Source organism: Paraburkholderia sp. BL6669N2 (assembly GCF_003387275.1).
In the GTDB taxonomy this organism is placed as follows: domain Bacteria; phylum Pseudomonadota; class Gammaproteobacteria; order Burkholderiales; family Burkholderiaceae; genus Paraburkholderia.
Genome location: NZ_QUNA01000002.1, coordinates 4,402,501 through 4,420,999, shown reverse-complemented (window position 1 = coordinate 4,420,999; position 18,499 = coordinate 4,402,501). Strand labels below are relative to the sequence as shown.

Genomic DNA, 18,499 nt, shown 5'->3' with positions numbered 1-18,499 from the left:
AGCGTTGCCCTATGCTGCCGTTTCGACGACGGCAGAAAAAATGTAACCGGCACCGCGTTCGGTCCGGATGTATTGCGGATGCGACGGATCCTCCTCGATCTTGCGGCGCAGCCGGAGAATTTGCACGTCGATCGATCGGTCATAGACGTCGTCATGCAAACGGCTCGCTTCCAGCAACTGTTCACGCGTTAAGATCCGCCCAGGAGACGCCAGAAACGCATTGAGCAGACAGAACTCGCCGTTGGTCAGCACGACGCGCGCCCCCGTCGGGGACGTCAGCCGGCGGGCACTGATGTCAAGTTCCCACCCGGCAAAGCGATACACGCGCGCATCGGCATGGCGTCCGGTCTGCGACTGTTTGATCGCCGTGCGCCGCAACACCGTTCGGATACGGGCCAGCAGTTCCCGCAGGCTGAATGGTTTGGTCAGGTAGTCGTCCGCGCCCAATTCAAGCGCCATCACGCGGTCGGCTTCGTGAAGCCGCCCCGATACGACGACGATCGGAAGGGAGGATTGCTCGCGCAGCCGACGCGCAATGGTAATGCCATCCTCATCTGGCAGTCGCAGGTCGAGAACAACTAGATCGATTGAATGTTCCCTAAGCGCAGCAGCCATTTTCCTGCCGTCAGCCGCGACCGTCACACGAAAATCATTCTCCGTCAGGTACTCGGAAATGAGCTTGCGCATGGCCGGATCGTCGTCAACGACCAATATGTGTTGAATTTGGTGTTCGGTCATACCATGAAGCCTGGTGCGAGGCGCGATTGCGGCGGTACTGTGCTTGGGCAGTCGACGTTCGAAACGCTGCGTGCGACATTATAGTGATAAAGGGAAGCGGAGGTGGGTCGGTCAAACCGGCAGGGCGCGTCATTGTTGTAGCGCTGAGGAGGTCTCTTGCTCGAGTGCAATGCGACAGCGGCTGCGGCACCGGCGGCAATCCTTCTAACGGCGGGCCCCGGCACTGGCTGGCGCAACACCGGACTCCTCATCCGGTCTCCCCGCCGTTACTTCTCCAATCGCGCTCGGGGACTGCGCGCTGGCGGCGGTGATCATCTGACGAAACCGTTCGAACCCGAAGAGATGCCGGCGGGTTTGGGAAGTGCTGCTACGTCGCACCCAAATCCCCGCCCAACAGTTCAGCAGGTAGAGCCTGAACGCGTTGCGGGCACCGCATGGTGTCGCTCCTGAAAAGTGAAAGGGCCCGCTCTCGCAGTTTCTGGCGAGAGCAGGCCTGTTTTGCCAATATCTGAATACTTCCGCCGTCGGGCTCCCAGTGGCTTCGCTCAGACCTTAGCGGCTGGGCGCTTTTTCTCTCATTCATCGACGATTGCGGTAAGTCGACCGCTCGCCGGCCAGTGTTTCCCACCCGGCGGCGTCTTGCTTTTCGGAACCATGGCGAACGTGTCGATGAGGCGATCGCTAAACAGGTCCATCATCTTTTTGCCATTCCATGGCAGCTCGAATCGGATGCGCCGACTCATTGCTGGGAGAACTCCCACGCCCGCATGCGTTGACCTGCGCTCCGCGCGAGTGTCGCCCTCGTAGCCGAGTTCTGACGGAGTCAAAAAGGCGGTGTCACGACGCGTTGTTGACACAGTAGGACAGGACATATCACATATAAAAGCGCCGACAAGATTAGCGCATGGGCAAGCCGGCCTCGAGTCGGTTTTTTTCTTCCTTGCCACCATTAAGGGAAAACCCTAACATAGACAGTTACGTGTTAACCCTTATTGCGCTTCCCTAATCAGGGCCGTGCTACTTTCAATGATGGGATACCCGATGAATTTTCATACCCGCAAATGGGTCAAGCCCGAAGACCTGAACCCCAACGGCACGCTGTTCGGTGGCAGCCTCCTGCGCTGGATCGACGAGGAAGCCGCAATCTATGCGATCTGCCAGCTCGCCAACGAGCGCGTTGTCACGAAGTTCATGTCGGAGATCGATTTCGTCAGCTCTGCGCGTGAAGGCGACATCATCGAGCTCGGCATGACCGCGACGCACTTCGGCAGCACGTCAATCACGCTGCGCTGCGAAGTCCGCAACAAGATCACCCGCAAAAGCATTCTGACTGTTGAGAAGATGGTGTTCGTCAATCTCAACGAGAACGGCGAGCCGGCACCGCACGGGCGGACGAAGATCTGTCATGCGGATGAGGCGTTTGCTCGGTACCGCAAGAACGTGAACATGTCGCCTGTGGTGCCGCCGGTGGCGGGCAACACTGATGCAGCAGGGCACGTCGAAGCAGATACGATGCACTGAGCGGCTTATGCTACCTGTCATTCCGAGGGGCGTACAGCGGGCATCGCGCTGTAGCCCGTGCGCTGAAGAACTCAACCGGCTGCATGTGTAGGGGGCATGGCACCCGATACTCGATGTCCGCGCTGTTCGTGGCGACTGAGATAGAGCGCGGACCGCTGCCCGTATGATAAGACGTACAGAAGTCCGGATGGGCGCCCCGCCTCGGCCCGGACGTGGCCATAAGAGGAAAAAATCGTTAGTCGTCTCCCGTTTACTGCAGGTAACCCGATGTGGTTCCGCGTCGAAATCGTGACCGTTTCAGCGTTTATTGCGGCGGAGCGATCGCGCCTCGCCCCACTTGGGTGCTGCTGCATACGCTCGTCGTAGGTCTCGGTTTTGTCGCAATGACCATATCCGCCGGAAAGCCGGCTTTGTTCGTTATTGCATCAGTGTTGCTCGCGATGGGCTGCGTGGCCGTCACTGCCGCAGGCACAGAGATGCTCTGGACAGGCTCCTTCACCTTCATCCCCGTCCTCTACCTCGCCTGCGTCACGGCGAACGATGCGAACGGGCGGAATCTGGCGCAGCTTGGTCTCCTCGGCCTCAACACGCTCCCCTATCTACTTTGCGCGGCATTACCCGTCATACTTCACGCGATCATTTCTTATCGTGCGAATCGGTGCGTGGACAGATCGAACAGCCATGGTTGGCTCGCCGTTCGGCAAGTCTCGGAAACACCGTCACCCGGCTATTTCGAAGGGATAATCGCCGCTGGCCTCGCCGTCGGCGTCGCCGCATCGCTCGTCGAGTGGCACCACGTTCACTACGCGCAATGGCTGGTCTGGTCGGCCGCCAGCGTCGTCACCGGTGACGTTGCGACGGCCCGCGCCAAATGGAAAGACCGGATGATGGGGGCGATGGTCGGCGTGCCTGCCGGTATGCTGGTGGGAATCCTCATGCCACACGCCGCGCTACTGCCCGACGTATTGACGGCCGCGATCGTATTGACGCTCGTCGCGTTCAATCAGTATGTCGTAGCATTCGGCACGAGATGCGCGCTGCACGCCGTCGCAATCATCGTCGCTGGTCATGCCATATTTTCAGCCGACGACCGCGCAATAGACGTCGCTATCGGCAGCATAATCGGCATCGTCTTCGTGCTGGGAACGAACTTGATCGCGCGGTCGCTAAAAGGGCCGGCGGCATCGAGCCGACGTTGAGCCCGACCATCGTTGAGCACCGAATGGCGAATGGCCTTGTTGCTCACCAGCGTATCGGTCCCGGCGCACTCCTTTCAACCGAGAGTCGCGTATGGTTCGACAACTGGTTCGTCGGATGTGTACAACCTCATCCTTCGTGAGTATGAACACGAGCGGGAGCGGACACGAACAGCCTGTCTCCAGAGACCCCGACCGCGCAGCGTTTGCGCAGTTTCGGAGGGTTGTGATGTGATGGACGACTCCCGCTACGCAGCAAGAGGTTTGTGCCAGAGTGGAGAGGTCGTGATATCCACGGCATAGGAGTTCATCATGAAGATAGCGACTGTTGGACTGGATCTGGCCAAGAATGTGCTGCAAGTCCACGCAGTGGATTGCAAGGCCACATCGTTATACGCAAACAGCTGAGACGCACGGATGTACTCCGGTATTTCGCAACGCTCGAACCGTGTGTAATTGGCATGGAAGCATGCGGCTCTTCGCACTACTGGGGCCGGGAACTCGCGAAGCTTGGACACACCGTTCGACTGATCGCCCCGCAGTTCGTCCGGCCTTACGTAAAGAGTAACAAGACTGATGCGGCCGACGCCGAAGCAATCTGCGAGGCGATACAACGACCCCACATGCGTTTCGTACCGGTCAACACGCAGGCGCAACAGACAATTCTGTCGCTACATCGCGCGCCCGCCGGGCTGGTCAAATCGCGCACAGCACTGGCCAATCAGATTCGTGGACTTCTGGGTGAATTCGGCATCGTGCTGCCACAAGGTATCCAACTGCTGGGGCAGCGCGCCATAGCGGCTCTTTCCACATCCAGATGCTTGTTGAGCACCTGCGCGAACTTGGCAACAAGGTGGCCGAACTGGAAGGGCGTATCCGCGCGATCCATCGTAGCGATGCGCCCGGCCAACTTCTCGAAACCATACCCGGAATCGGACCGCTTACCGCGTCGGCCCTCGCCGCCTCGATCGGTGATGTCCGAGCCTTTCGCAACGGCAGGGAGCTCGCTGCCTGGCTGGGTCTGGTCCCGCGCCAGCATTCCTCCGGTGGCACGCCGCGGCTGCTCGGCATCAGCAAGCGCGGCGATACAGCACTACGAACACTTCTGATTCACGGCGCCCGCGCGGTTATCCGCATGGCTGCCGCAAAGCCCGAGATGGCTGATTCCTGGCTGATGAAACTGTGTCGACGCCGACACAAAAACATCGCTGCCGTGGCGCTCGCGGCAAAGAATGCACGGACAGCGTGGGCCATGCTGATACGAGGTCAGGCCTATCAGGCGAGCCATGTGCCCGCACAACCCAGTACGAGGAATTGACAGGTCCAGCGTTTAACATCGCAACGCCGTTCACTTTCCAGAGGTTGCTTGAGCAGACTTCAATTCGATGACACAACGGTCGGACCGTGGCGGGCCAAACCCGCTTTGCACCAAGGGCAACCAAGCCCGTGGTTGTGATGGGGCACCCATCTGCGGATATTCATCGTGGGCCCACAGCGATTGCTGTGAACTAAGCCCGGATACATGGCTGCAATCTCGACCCAGTGCCAGAGAACCCAGACTGCTTGACAACAGGGAGTCGTCCATACATGGTGCAAATCGGATGTGTAGGTCTGTAACACTCAAGCGTTTGATGAGCACGAGCGAATGAGTAAGTTGAAAGATCTCAACGGATCTTTATGCAGACGCCGCTTCGAGCGTGAAGTTATCGTCCTTTGCGTGGGTTGGTACCGGCATTACAAACTGAGCTTTCGCGGCCTCGCTGAAATGATGCCCGAGGGCGGTGTGCCGCAGGCGCATACCACGATCATGCGGTCTGCGAAGCATTTCACGCCGGAGTTCGTCAAACGCTGGAATCGCCTGGCCATGGCTGCCGGTCAGTCGTGGCCCGTCCTGGATGACCTCTCGGTCTTCGCCGTCGTCGCGCGGATGCGCAGCTTTTCCCACGCTGCTGCCGAATTGAATCCAATTCGATGCCGAGCTATAAGATCAAGCGACTGGAAAATCGCCTCCGCTACCCACTACTTCGACGGACCAGCCGCGGTGTTGCGCCCACCTTCGAAGGGCAAGCGCTCCCGCTGACGACCGGACCTGCGTTGCCTGCGATCGACGGTGCCCTGGGAGACCTCAGTCGAATCCGTGATCGCATCTCAGGCACCCTGCGAATTACCGCCACTCCACAAGAGTATGAGGCCGTCATGCGTCCGATGCTGACCGACTTCTGCAAGAGCTATCCGGAGGCAACCGTCGAAGTCAGCACCGACTATGCGTTCAGGGATCTTGTTTCCCGACGTTTCGACGTTGCCATACGGCTAGGAGAGAAGCTCGAACAGGATATGGTGGCACTGCCGGTCGGACCGTCCCTCAGGATGGTCTTGGTCGCCTCGCCGGAATGTTTGACGCGACGTCGCGCTCCCAGTACGCCGGACGACCTTTCAGCATCATCGGTGCATCAATTACCGGATGGAAACCGCAGGTGGCCTTTACTCATGGGATTTGAAGATGACGGTCAAAAATCAGAGGGTGCGCTGGCGGGGCCGCTGACATTCAATGAGCGGATCTAGTGCTCCAGGCCGCGAACGATGGTCTTGGCGTTGCGTACGTTTTGGAGCATGAGGCAGCACTTGATATCGGAGCGGGCGTCTGGTCCGGGTATTGGAAGCCTGGTGCTCCCCCTTTGCCGGGATCTTCCTCTACTACCTGTCGCGTAAGCAGGTTTCTCCTGCGTTAGCGGCGTTGTTGAAGCGCTGACGGGCACGGTGAAACGAAGCCACTTTTTCAGCCTGACAGATTTCTCGTTGCGCTCGTCTAACGATGCCAGTTGGAAGTGGCGTCAACCGCGGATTCGAACGGCCTCCAGAAATTGGTTTTTTACTGAGCTTTGCAACGGCGTTTTTGCCGTTTTCGTGCATCGAGTCAGGCCTGCAGAAGCTCTCACCCTTGATCACGATGCGGTAGGGACCGTGGCGTAGCCGGTCGAGTGTCGCGGCGCCGGTACCCCATTTTGTGGAAGGAGTCACTGCATCCGCTGACATCGAGATTGGATGTCAGGATGGTAGCCCCCCGCTCATACCTCGCCGCACCAGGTCGCGGAAGTCTTCGTCGTGCGGCGTGCGCGGGGTTGAGCGCGAAGTCGTCAATGATCTGCAGCGGCAGCGGCAGGCGCACGAACTGCAGGAACTTGCGTTCGCAGAGGCCGGTGGCGCGGGCCCCATGCAGCCTCTTGATCACATCGGTTTGCGTGACGAACAGCAAGTTGGGCCCCTGCCGAGCAGCGCAGCGGCCCAACGCCCGGCGCTGCCTAATCGTGAGCGGCCATTTGCCGGCCTCTAGCTGCATGACGCATTGGACAGTTGCGTCGGTGAAATTTCCTAAACGAAAACAGCCTGTCGCGTCGGGTCAGGTTTTACGTCAGATCCGCGCTCGTTGACTAACCTCGATGCCGTCGTCTCAATACAACAGAGATCAACAGGAATTGACCCGTACGAATGAAGTACAGCAGTACTGCTCCTTTACTGGCAGGGCGGTTATCAGCATTGCTTCGAATTTGTGACATTTACTTCAGCAAATTGGAAGACTCTAATGCAGCCCGGAATGACGTCGTGGTGCACCTGCCCTCCTATACTCACGCCGCTGTTTCCACCTGAATCCGCTGGAGTTAATTCATGAAAAAAATCCCGATCGCCCTCGCGCTCTCCGCTGCACTCGCCGCATCGGCCGCCCATGCGCAGAGTTCTGTCACCCTGTATGGCCTGATCGACGCTGGTCTGATGTATACCAATAACGTCAAGACCTCTGCCACTGCGCACGGCAGCCTTGTTCAGGCAACCAGCGGCACCATTAACGGCAGCCGGTTCGGTGTGCGCGGCGCAGAGGACCTCGGTGGCGGCCTGAAGGCCATTTTCGTGCTGGAAAACGGCTTCAACGTGCAGAACGGCAAGCTCGGCCAGAACAGCCGGATGTTTGGTCGCCAGGCGTTTGTCGGCCTGAACAGCAACCAGTTCGGTACGGTGACGCTGGGCCGTCAATATGACTCGCTGGTCGACTTCGTGGCACCGCTGTCCGGCACGGCCGGCACGTTCGGCGATACGGGCTTCGCGCACCCGTTCGACAACGACAATCTGAACCACACGCTGCGGATGAGCAACGCGGTCAAGTACATGAGCAGCAACTATGCAGGTCTGAAGTTCGGCGGCCTCTACGCGTTCTCGAACAGTACTGACTTCACGCTGAACCGTGCTTACAGCGCGGGAGCAAGTTTTGACTATGGCCCGTTCAAGATGGCAGCCGGCTACCTGCAGATCAACGGCAATGGCGCCGTCCCCCAGGCGAACACCAGCGGTGCAGTTGACCTCGGCGAAGCGCCTGCCCAGACGGGCGGCTTCACCTTCGGGGCGGACGTTCGGCGCACGTTTGGCGCGGGTCTGAACTACACCTTCGGCCCGGCAGTGGTCGGCTTCGTGTATACGAACAGCCATTATCAGGGCACACGATCGTTCAACCTCAACAACGGTTCGCAGCGCTTCAACAACTACGAACTGAATGCCAAGTACACGCTGACACCGGCGATTACGCTGGGCATCACTGACACGTACACCGATGCGCATCTGTCAGGTGCGTTTAATGCGGCCGGCACGCACTACGGCACCGATCCGAAGTGGAATCAGGTCAATGTGCAGGCTGTCTACGCGCTTTCCAGGCGCACGGATGTTTACGCCGAAGGCATGTATCAGCACGCAATAGGCCAAAACGTTGTCGCCTTCATCAATACATCGGGTGGTGCGTCGTCGACGGCGAACCAGGTGGTCGGCACGGTCGGCATGCGCACGCGCTTCTAAGGAAATCTGAAGCGGAACGCTTTAGCCCTGTCTCAAGGCGCAACAGCAGTGTGCGCCTGCAAAGCACCCGCCGGCGCGAATTCCTCTGGGCACGACCGATACAGCCTGATTGAAAAGTCGTGTCCAGAGGTGTCGTGGCCGTGGTCGCGGGTCCCGACGTAACGGTGGTCATGGCGCAGTGAATGCGGTGCGAGTCATATCGATGCCCCCTCTGCGCCGAAGTTTGCCACGCAGGTCTGGTTTCGCCCGCGCCGTTTGGCGGTGTACAGCGCTCTGTCCGCAGCGTCTACCAAAACGCCTCCTTCGTCGCCATCGGCTGGTCGTTGGGCCGCCACGCCAAGGCTGATTGTGACGATGCCTGTAACGCTCGCCTTGTGTGGAATCCGCAGATTCTCCACCTCGTGCCGGATGCGCTCGGCAACCACCAGCGCACCCTGCTGGTCCGTATCCTTCAGGATCAAGCCGAATTCTTCACCGCCGTAACGGGCCACGACGTCTGTGGGTCGCTTGGTCGAAGAGGCTATGGCTCGGGCAATCACACGTAAGCACTCGTCGCCGGCCTGATGCCCGTAGTTGTCGTTATAACTTTTGTAGAAGTCGACATCGGCCATGACAACGGCCACGAAACCACGCTCGTGCGTCGAAGCCTCTCGCCACTGACGCGCCAGTACACGGTCAAAGTGCCGACGGTTGAAGAGGCCTGTCAGGCCATCCCGGAAGGCGAGCCCCCGCAATTCCGCGCGTTCATCGTCAAGTCGTTGCTCCGCCACCTTGCGCGCCGTAATGTCATGAGCCGTGGCCGTGATCGCTTCCGGCATGCCAGAGAACGGGTCGATGACGAGGCGAAAGTACGTTTCCATCCAGAGGATTTGACCGTCCACACGGCGGAAGCGGCTGACCTCCGAAGCCTCGGACGCACCCAATGTCAGATTTTCGATTCTTACGGCCAGCGCGTCGCGGTCGTCGGCTAAAACAAGGTCGGGATAACGCACGCCGATCAAATCTTCAGGGGCAACCTGCATCACGACGGTCGCGCGTGGAGAAACATAAGTGAGCCTGCCGTCGAGCGCCATGCTCATGACGATATCCGTGGCGTTCTCAGCCAGGATTCGATATCGCCGCTCGCCCTCGCGAAGTAGCGTGATGAGGCGGTTCCGCTGCGTCTGAATGGCGCTGATCGGTAGCGCGATGGCAAGCGCGGCCACGAGGAAGAGTTGCAGCGCAAAGATGCGGCCCTGCATGCTCGAATAAGGATAGATCCAGAATGGTCCTGCCCCACGCATCGTGAACGATACGGCAATCACGAGGCACAGAAGCAATCCAACCAGCACGCTGGCCAGGTCAGCCGTCAATGCCAGCAACACGAGGGGCAGGAGCGCCCAGTAAAGCAATGGGAAATGGCTTTGCCCAAAGACAACCGTCGTGACGACACCAACCAGCAGCAGCAAAAAGCCTCTTTTTGCGCGATGGCCAGCGCGACACAGGTGAGTCACTTCCCCGGTCCAAAAGACTATCGCGGCCGGAGTAAAAATGGCAAGACTCAAGGCATCCGAGACAAACCAGTTGAAAAGGTCCGGCAGCAAGGGGGCACTTAGCCGACCGTGCAACAAGGCCACCGCAAGCAGACCGGACACAATGGGCGCAATTAACACACCGGTCAGAAATTTTACGAGCGCTTTCGGACGAAGTAGTTCGGCGATAATTGATATGCGCGGCGCGAACAAGAACGCGATCAACACTTCGAGAATGTCGGCAGCCGAATAGGAGAAGGACACTCGCAGACTTTCGCCAACCAGGAGATTGGCTGCAAGATTGCCGAGCAAACCGCCTGCAAGCACCCAACACCACCGCCTCGGCGGCGCCGCCATCAGTTGTCCAAGCAGGACCGCATTGGTCAACCAGATCGGTGCGATTTCGCCGGCGATGGTCTTTAGCGTTCCACTGGTAAGGCACGTGACTGTCGTCACAACCAGTGTCAGAACCAGTGTCAGAATGCCTTGGGCTAAGCGGGACGATCGTGATGTATCGGAAAATGCCCTCAACTCCGGAGTTGGCCTCTCGCCTGGCTGCCCCATTTTTTCTCTCAATTTATTTATCGTGTCAGGGAACGCGTCCTGTTGAGCTACCGTGTCATTCCGCCCCTGCGGCGCAACGTTCGGTCCTGGACCACGTTCCCTAACTCCGTTGTTTTTCGTCAACCGTTCGCAAGAACCGGGAGTCAGGAGCGACCTTGCAACTACAAGTGGTACGGGCCGCCAAGTTAATGACAAAGCATGTTCAGAGTTTCCGGAAAACACCATCCCCCAAAAGGGGGATAACTTTACGCGCACGGAACGGGCTCTTGTCGAACCTGAACCGGCGATTGGCAATCGAACGTCGCGCTATGCCCTCATCCAACAAGGCTGCTTGCGAATTCGCTGCTTGCCGACGAACGATCGAACCGCAAATCACTCACACGGCCGCCCGAAACCGCAAATTTCGGCGCCACGTGGTACCGCAGCCGACCGCGACCGTATCGGCTACAACCACTGCGTCATATGCAGCACTAGAGTCTGCGACGCGTTCGGTTAGCGTCCCAGCTGCGGCCGGCCGGTGCGCATGCACACGCTCGTAACCGGGAAACTATTGCAATTCGCACTTCTAGCTCCACCGAATCGGGTTCACATTTCGCCCACATCCACTTCGGACCCATCAAATCATCCGTTCGCTTTGCAGATCACCAGTCGGAATCTTGTACTGACGCATCTTGTGATAAAGCGTCTTCTTCGGCATTCCTAGGTCTTCGCTGGCTGCGGCGACATTTCCATTGTTCCGCCGCAGCCTGTCCTCTATGATCATGCATTCGAAATGCGCGAGCTGATCAGCAAGCGTACTGCCTGCTGCCGGACGTCCCCCCTCAGTCAGCAGGTTGTCTCCATTCAGCCCGAGGACAAAACGGTCCGCTACGTTCTGCAGTTCCCGTACGTTGCCCGGCCACTGATGCATCATCAGCTCCGAAAGCTGCGCTGCCGACACGATCGGAGCGGACAAGCCAAATCGCCGCGCCGCCGCAAGCACGAAATGTTCGAATAGCAGCGGAACATCGTCAAGCCGTTCACGCAGCGGCGGTATGTCGATCTGCGCGACGTTCAGCCGATATAGCAGATCGACCCTGAAACGCCCGTCCGCCGAAAGCTCAGTCAGGTCTGCCTTCGATGCCGCAATGATCCTGCAGTCGACTGGAATCGACTCGTTTGCGCCGAGCCGTTCTATCTGGCGCTCTTGCAAGACGCGTAGCAGCTTGATCTGCAGCGCAATGGGCATGGACTCGATCTCGTCGAGAAAGAGCGTGCCGCCATTTGCCCATTCGATCCTGCCGATGCGCTTCCTGGCCGCGCCGGTGAACGCCCCCGCCTCGTGACCAAAGAGTTCACTCTCAAATAACTGCTCCGGCAACCCGCCACAGTTGAGCGCGACAAAATGATGATCGCGACGCCCCCCGAAGTCATGCAGCGCACGCGCGATCAATTCCTTGCCCGTGCCGGTCTCGCCGGTAATCAACACTGACACTGAAGTATCGGCAAGGCGCAGGATGCGCTTGCGCACCACCTCTATCGCGGGCGACTTGCCCAGTACCAATCCCTCGATGCCTTGCCAGTTGCGCAGCGCAGCGCGCAGGCCTTGAACCTCGAGCGTCAGGCGCCGCTTCTCGACGGCGCGCGCCACCCGGCCTGCAATATGATCCGACGAGAACGGCTTCTCGATGAAGTCGTAGGCGCCCACCCGCATCGCGCCCACTGCCGTCGAAATGTCCGCGTGCCCGCTTATCAGGACAACCGGGATCTGGGCATCGATCGTCAGCACGCGGTCGAGCAATTGCAGTCCGTCGATGCCCGACATCCTGACGTCCGACACGATCACAACCGGCGCGCCCGGCGCCACCTCGCGCAGCGCTTCGGCCGCCGACGCGTAAGCCCGCACCGGAAAGCCCGCCAGCGCAACGGCCTGTTCTACGCCGAGGCGAACGTTTTCGTCGTCCTCGACCACTACGACACCAACTTCGTCATCCATGGACTGCCCCCTGCACTATCGTTGTCGCTGCCGCAAATTGAATGCTGAATTGTGCGCCTCCGTCAGGACCATTGGCCGCGGAGATACGCGCGCCGAATCCCTCGACGAGGCGCAAGGTGATTGCGAGACCCAGGCCCAAGCCCTGCCCTCGGGGCTTGGTCGTCACAAACGGTTCAAACAGATGGGCCAGCACCTCCGGTGCGATGCCCGTGCCGCTGTCGGCAATGGTGAACAGCACGCGGCCGTGCTGATCTGCCTCGCCTGCGTCGATGACGATGGCGCGCTTTTCCTGATCCGCCACTGCATCGAGCGCATTGCCGATCAGGTTGACGATCACCTGCTGCAACTGGCTGGGTTCCGCGCACACCGTCGTCCCCTCCGGAATGCGCACGTCGAGCTGCACGGCTTCGGCGCGAATCCGTGCTTCGAAAATGAGCCGCGCGTGCGCCACGACATCGTTCAGCGACACCGCAACCCGTTCGATATCCGGCCTTCTCGCGAATGTTTTCAGTTCCCCGGTCAAGTTGGCCATGCCGTCGACGAGGCGCGAAACGCGTTCGAGATTCGCGACGGCGGATCCCGGTTGATTACGTTCGAAAAATGTGCGGGCGTTGTCACAGAGCGTCTTGATGGCGACGAGCGGCTGGTTCAGTTCGTGCGTCAACCCGGCGGCCATCTGTCCCAGCACCGCCAGCTTGCCCGCGTGCACCACTTCTTGCTGCGAGTCGCGCAGACGCTGCTCGGTGCGCGCGCGTTCCGCGATCTCCTGCTGCATCCTTTCGTTGGCTTGCAGCAATGCGGCCGTGCGCTGCCGAACCGTGATCTCCAGTTGGTCATTTGCGTTGCGCAATGCATCCTGGGCCTTGAGTTTTTCGGCAATCGCGCGGCGGCGCTGGATCGCATACAGGCAATAGAGCCCGACAATCAGGAAGCCGCCCGTGACGAACGCGAGCGCGACGAGTTGCTGACGCCGCGCGCCAGCGACGTCGAGCAGAATTATGATCGAATCGCCGGCCTGCGGCGCCGGTCGCGACATGCTCAGATAGCGTCTGTCGCGGCCGGGACGGGTCCAGTCGGGAAAGCGTGCAAACCAAGCCTTGGCCCCCCAGTCGCCGAGGCGGCCATGGGGCAGCGCCTCGACCGTGCGTCCAGCATACTGCCGCGATGCCTGAATGCCGCGTTGCTGCTCCGCCGTGATGGATCTGAGGGCCATAAATTTCCACGCGGGCACCGTCGAAATCACGATCACGCCATTGCTATCCACGACCATGGCTGCTTCGGCCGGCGTTCGCCATGCGGATTCGAGCGCGTCGACGCTGACCTTGACCGTCGCTACGCCAATGGGCGCCGCGCCATCGCGCACAGCGCTCGCAAAATAGAGCCCCGGCATGCCCGTGTTGGTGCCGATACCAAAAAAGCGGCCCGAGCCGTGTGCGAGCGCGTCCTTGAAGTACGGTCGATACGATACGTTGGTGCCTACGAAGCTCACTGGCTGGTCCCAGTTGCTCGCGGCAATGACCGAGCCGTGCAGGTCGATGACGTCCACCGCGAGGCTTCCGGCCTCGCGATTCACGGCATCGAGATACGTATTGACGGTTTGCAGCAGATCAGGCGGCACGGGTGGCGAGGCGGCTAACAAAGCTCGCACGCTCTCCTGGCGCGCGACGATCGCGGGCATCGTCTCGTAACGGCCCAGTTCGCTCCTAAGACTGGCGGCATACAGGTCGAGCCGGTGGGCGCCGACCTCCGCGAGCACATCGATCGAGCGGTCCCATGCGAACTCGACCGCCGCAGCCGCGATGCCAAAGTACAGCGCCGCCGCGGCCGCCCAGCCCCACAAGGGTATTCCACTAATCCTCACTCGCAAACTCGCCCCCGCTTCGGTACCAGAATGCCGGATGATCGCCTCCCCATCTGCGTCGTTTACGCGTCGCAGGTCCCAGCGCAGTGACAATGTACCTGCGTACCCGTTTCCCGGCGGGTTCAAAGGCACCGCGCTAGCCGCTGTGCGCAAGCACGATCAGCGTCAAAGTAACGACAATCGCCCCCCCGATCCGCGTGGCGATCTGCGCGAACGGCATGAGTTGCATCCGGTTCGCCGCCGTCAGGATGGCGACGTCGCCGGTGCCGCCCTGACCGCTGTGGCATGCGTTCACGATCGCAGTGTCGATAGGGTACATCTTCAACATGCGCCCCGCCAGAAAGCCGGTGCCCATCAACGTCGCGACCGTCGCGACAATGGTCACGATATTGGCCAGAGTGAACGCGGCCATCAACTTGTCCCATGGCGTCATTGCGACACCAATCGCGAACAGCAACGGATACGTCACGGCGGTCGAAAAGAACTTGTAGACGACAAACGCCCCCTCCTGCAGCGGCGGCGAGACCGCGCGCGCGAGCTTGACCAGCACCGCGAGGAACAGCATGGCGACCGGTGCGGGAAGGCCAAACATATTGCGGCACATCAATCCGAGCAGGTACAGCGTGATGGCGGTGATCCCGGCCGCTGCGATATGAGTAACATCGACATGTCCGCGGATTTCCTCCTGGACCGGATCCATGGCGTCCTCTTCGCCGACCTGGAGGCGCCCCTGCCCGGTGAGGTGCGGCAAGCGTTTGCCCACCATGTCGAGCGCACCCGCCAGAACGATCGCGGTGAGGCTGCCGAGCATCACAGGCGGCAGCACCTGGGCGAACAATTCTCCCTGGGGCAGGTGAAGGATCTCCGAATAACCAACGGACAACGGGATCGCACCCTCGCCAATGCCGCCGGCCATGATCGGCACGACGACATAGAGAAGCGTATGGCGCGCCCCAAGGCCGAGCGCCGTGCCGACCGCGGTGCCGACAATCGCTGCGGCGACGGACCCCGCAGCGAGAGGGATGAAGATCTTCAGGAAGCCCTGAATCAGTACGCGCCGGTCCATGCTGAGGATGCTGCCCACAATGATCGACGCGATGAACAGATAGAGAAAGTTGGTCGATTTCGTGAACTCTGTGGTAAGGCCCAGAATCGGCTTGGGCAGCAGGTGATAGTAAGCAAGCGCGGACGGGATGAAGGTCGCACAGATCGCCGCCGCGCCGATATTGCGCAGGATTGGCAGGCGCTTGCCGATTTCCGCACAGGTGAAACCAAAGAACGCCAGCACGGCGATGGCCATCGATATCTCGCCGGGCATCTTGCCGGTGATCGCGAAGCCTGCGATCAACGCTAGCAGGATCACATAGACCGGTAACGGAATGATGCCGATCCGGTATTCCATCAGCTTCCACCAGCCCTCCGGCCAGAAGCGTGGCTTGATCTCCGGTTGCTCGGTGGGTATTGGCCGCGACAGGCGCGGACTCTGCGAAGTAGTGGGCACGGAATGTCTCCTGCAATAGATGGCCGGTCACACACTGCGTTAGTACGGCCCAGTGCGCGCCAGCCTTTGATGTGATCAGGGGATGGGGGTCATGCAACGAATCGCACGCTCCCTTGGGCGGTACGCGTATCGAGGTTTCGGCCTCGATTCAGGTGGTCGTCGATCTCCGCGGCACAGCCGATCATCCGGCCATACAGGAACACCGTGAATGCGGCGGTCTCGAGGGCCTTTTCGGAAAAACTGCCCGCCTGGTGGCGGGCCCACATCATCTTCAGCAGCACGGAGGCAATGACTGCATCGACATTGACGGCGAACACGTTGCGTGTGACGTTCTCGTCGTACAGTGCATGGACCAGTGCGCGGTAGTAGTCGTGGAAGACGTTATATTCTCCGCGGGCCTCGAACCGCTGGCGCACGAATGCCTCGCGCGGATCGACGTTGACGGGTTTGCCCTTGAACACCGGGTGGTTGATACACGGCAGCGCCGTTTGCTGTGCGCCGAGTTCCTTGCGTTGCGCCCGCTCCTCGCCATAGGCCCGGGCGAAGTCCGATGCCATCGCCTTCAGGTCGAGACCGTGCGCCGGATCGCCCGGATCGGCCATCCTGACACCTCTGAACCGCTCCAGCAGGAACGCCACCCCCTCGAAGCCGTTGCCACCGTGCGCATAGCCGGCATGGGTGAGAAAGCCGACCATCGCCTTGTTCAGTTGCACGCGTTCCGGCGTCTCGGGGCCGTCCGCGGACACCGCGCCCTTCGCCCCTTGCGCGGAGATCGCGCCCGGTCCGTTCGTGAGCAGCAAGCCCACGAGTGTCTGGAATCCAAACAGTTCGGTCTCGTCGGGCGTGCTGCCGAGTAAAGCGGCACAAGCGATTTCAGTCAGAGAACGCTGCCCAAGAATCTGGTCCATCGCGATGCCGCAGAAGCGTGCAGGCTCATGCTGACCGGCCTCTACCGACGCGCCGATCAGCGTGCCGAACAGATGCACCCACCACGGCAAGGCCTCCACCGTCGTGCGCGACACGCGCTTGCGCATGAGCGGCCCCCACGCGAGCGTGGTGGTGATCGCGGCCAGCACCGCATCGGCGTTCGGCGGCCCATCGAGCGACTGCAGATAGCGGATGAAGACGGACTTCGCCTCTCTTTGCGCGAGGCCGGCGAGCATCGCCTGGGCCTTTGCATCAGGCTCGCTGCCTGTCAGCAATGCCCGAGTCGCGAGATCGGCATGGAGCGTGGCCGCGTCAAATCCTTCGTCGAGTGCGTCGCGCAACCCAGCCGAGGTGCCCAGTTCGACGAGGGCCCGCACGGCTCGGCAAGCGCCATCGGCACGGCGCGGTCCGACGATGCTCGCGGCGGCGGCGAGCACGCAGTTCGGCGCATTGCCGGCCTCCCGCGCGGCCTGTGCCGCAGCCAGCGTCGCGTCGCCATACAGATTGATCAGCGCCCCGACGGCCACGCTGACAAGCTTTGCGTCGTTCTCGCCACCTGCTTCGTGGAGCAACGCGAGGCACAGGTTCGATTCCAGCGAATACTGCGAGGCCTGCAGCACCGACACGCCATACAGGCTTGTCACCTGTGTACCAGCATCCATCTGCGACGCACCCGACGCGTCCTTCATGTTCTGACGCGGCAAGACGATGCCGACCTGCTGGTTAAGCGTGGCGATCTGGGCGTCATACGGCGACAGCGCGGTGACCACCGGCAAGTCGAGTTCCGCAGGCAGCACCAGGCCGCGCGATGAGCGGAACCACGGCTTGAGTGCGAGGCTGCCCTCCGGCGCGAAGTCCGGCCGCGAGCCGTTCTCGCGCATCACTGCGGTGAGCGCCGCCGGAATGTGAGCGATGTTGGTGACGAGCGCGCCTTTCGCACTGCACGCCGGATCGTCCGGCGTGAATGCGCGATCGACGCCGAACTTCTCCATGAACCAGCGTTCCTTGGCAGTGGCGTCGTCATGACCACCGGCGAGCGCGCCCGCGTGGCCGACCGCACGCGTGAGCTTCTGCTTCCAGCGGCCGACCACGCAGGCAACCACCGGCTTGTTGAAATGCGCATCCAGTTCGTAATATCCGCCGGGCTCTGAGTACAGCACCGCTGCCTTGCTGCGCGCATCGTTGGCGAGCGCGAACGCGAACTCCGGTGCGGCGAAATGGATGTAGACATCCTTGCCACTCGACATGAGCGTGGTCGTGCCCCAGCCAGCCATGCGCAGGTATGTGGCGATCGTCGTCGTGAAGTTGCCCGAGTTCGAGAAGATCGCAATCGATCCCTTCCTGAGCGCCTCGTCGGGACTGTCGCCACCGAGCGCGCCGCCGATGCGCACACGGTTCCATGAATCGGCGATACCCAGACTGTTGCCGCCAAAGATGTCGATGCCGTTCTGCTGTCCCATCGCGCGAATCTCGCGCGAATCATGCACGGACAACTTCTCCGTGACGATAAAGATCTTCTTGAGTTCGGGATTGACGCGGATCAGCTCCGCGACGCCATCGCGTGCAGCCGATGGCGGCAAGTAGACGACCCCGCAGTTGAACCGATGTCCATCCTGCAGACCTTCCAGCACGTTGTTGTACACCGGAATATCGCCACGCGACGTCTCGAGTACTTGCCCACGGCGGCCGGGCGACGTGCCGAACACTACGTTCCCGCCGGAATAGGCATGGCCAACCGGCGTCACCTGCTTCGATTCGCCGCCAAGTATGTTCAGCACGCACACCCTGTCCTCGCGGCTGGCTGCCTGCGCGAGCGAACTGATGCCGACGTAGTATTTGAAATCGCCTACCTCTTCTCTATACATGTCT

13 protein-coding genes and 1 pseudogene are annotated in these 18,499 nt (G+C 60.6%); 6 read left to right on the top strand and 8 right to left on the bottom strand.

All coding sequences use genetic code 11. From position 1 onward, the window contains the following. Window positions 1-9 precede the first annotated feature (9 nt). Together B0G80_RS42450 and B0G80_RS46300 are read right to left on the bottom strand one after the other, a co-directional pair. Window positions 10-738 (bottom strand): response regulator, encoded by a 729-nt coding sequence (locus B0G80_RS42450; RefSeq protein WP_116123459.1) that lies wholly within the window; start codon window positions 736-738, stop codon window positions 10-12. 575 nt (window positions 739-1,313) lie between these two features. Further along, entirely contained in the window at window positions 1,314-1,481 is a 168-nt protein-coding gene (locus B0G80_RS46300) for a hypothetical protein (protein WP_181920184.1), read from the bottom strand. Window positions 1,482-1,779: 298 nt separating this feature from the next. Here B0G80_RS46300 and B0G80_RS42440 point away from each other — a divergent pair, with 298 nt between their 5' ends. The 5 genes and pseudogenes from B0G80_RS42440 to B0G80_RS42420 all read left to right on the top strand — a co-directional run bounded on the left by B0G80_RS42440 (window position 1,780) and on the right by B0G80_RS42420 (window position 6,017). After that, a complete protein-coding gene (locus B0G80_RS42440) occupies window positions 1,780-2,259 on the top strand; it encodes an acyl-CoA thioesterase (protein ID WP_258879196.1) in 480 nt (159 codons plus the stop codon). Between the two features lie 383 nt (window positions 2,260-2,642). Then, on the top strand, window positions 2,643-3,458 hold the full coding sequence (locus B0G80_RS42435; protein WP_147309995.1) for an FUSC family protein: 816 nt from the start codon (window positions 2,643-2,645) through the stop codon (window positions 3,456-3,458). 309 nt (window positions 3,459-3,767) lie between these two features. After that, window positions 3,768-4,773 (top strand): annotated as a pseudogene (locus B0G80_RS42430) (IS110 family transposase). Between the two features lie 327 nt (window positions 4,774-5,100). Further along, complete coding sequence (locus B0G80_RS46295; RefSeq protein WP_181920183.1) at window positions 5,101-5,535, top strand: hypothetical protein; 435 nt, start codon at window positions 5,101-5,103, stop codon at window positions 5,533-5,535. A gap of 14 nt (window positions 5,536-5,549) precedes the next feature. Next, complete coding sequence (locus B0G80_RS42420; RefSeq protein ID WP_181920182.1) at window positions 5,550-6,017, top strand: LysR substrate-binding domain-containing protein; 468 nt, start codon at window positions 5,550-5,552, stop codon at window positions 6,015-6,017. Window positions 6,018-6,387: 370 nt separating this feature from the next. On the opposite strand, the gene B0G80_RS42415 is transcribed toward B0G80_RS42420, so the two are convergent. Next, window positions 6,388-6,708 carry an ATP-binding protein gene (locus B0G80_RS42415; protein ID WP_181920181.1) on the bottom strand — a complete coding sequence of 107 codons (321 nt, stop codon included), beginning with the start codon at window positions 6,706-6,708 and terminating at the stop codon, window positions 6,388-6,390. A gap of 410 nt (window positions 6,709-7,118) precedes the next feature. Here B0G80_RS42415 and B0G80_RS42410 point away from each other — a divergent pair, with 410 nt between their 5' ends. Next, window positions 7,119-8,291, top strand: coding sequence for a porin (locus tag B0G80_RS42410; protein WP_116123454.1), 1,173 nt, complete (start codon window positions 7,119-7,121; stop codon window positions 8,289-8,291). 194 nt (window positions 8,292-8,485) lie between these two features. Here the strand turns inward: B0G80_RS42410 and B0G80_RS42405 are convergent, their stop codons facing one another. From B0G80_RS42405 to B0G80_RS42385, 5 genes are all read right to left on the bottom strand, one after another. Next, window positions 8,486-10,366, bottom strand: coding sequence for a diguanylate cyclase (locus B0G80_RS42405; protein ID WP_258879195.1), 1,881 nt, complete (start codon window positions 10,364-10,366; stop codon window positions 8,486-8,488). Between the two features lie 616 nt (window positions 10,367-10,982). Continuing rightward, a complete protein-coding gene (locus B0G80_RS42400) occupies window positions 10,983-12,341 on the bottom strand; it encodes a sigma-54 dependent transcriptional regulator (RefSeq protein ID WP_116123452.1) in 1,359 nt (452 codons plus the stop codon). Further along, window positions 12,334-14,208 (bottom strand): ATP-binding protein, encoded by a 1,875-nt coding sequence (locus B0G80_RS42395; protein ID WP_116123451.1) that lies wholly within the window; start codon window positions 14,206-14,208, stop codon window positions 12,334-12,336. Before B0G80_RS42395 ends, B0G80_RS42400 begins: the two co-directional genes overlap by 8 nt. Before the next feature lie 130 nt (window positions 14,209-14,338). Continuing rightward, on the bottom strand, window positions 14,339-15,676 hold the full coding sequence (locus tag B0G80_RS42390) for a 2-hydroxycarboxylate transporter family protein (RefSeq protein WP_258879265.1): 1,338 nt from the start codon (window positions 15,674-15,676) through the stop codon (window positions 14,339-14,341). A gap of 116 nt (window positions 15,677-15,792) precedes the next feature. Beyond that, complete coding sequence (locus tag B0G80_RS42385; protein ID WP_116123449.1) at window positions 15,793-18,495, bottom strand: CoA-binding protein; 2,703 nt, start codon at window positions 18,493-18,495, stop codon at window positions 15,793-15,795. Window positions 18,496-18,499 lie beyond the last annotated feature (4 nt).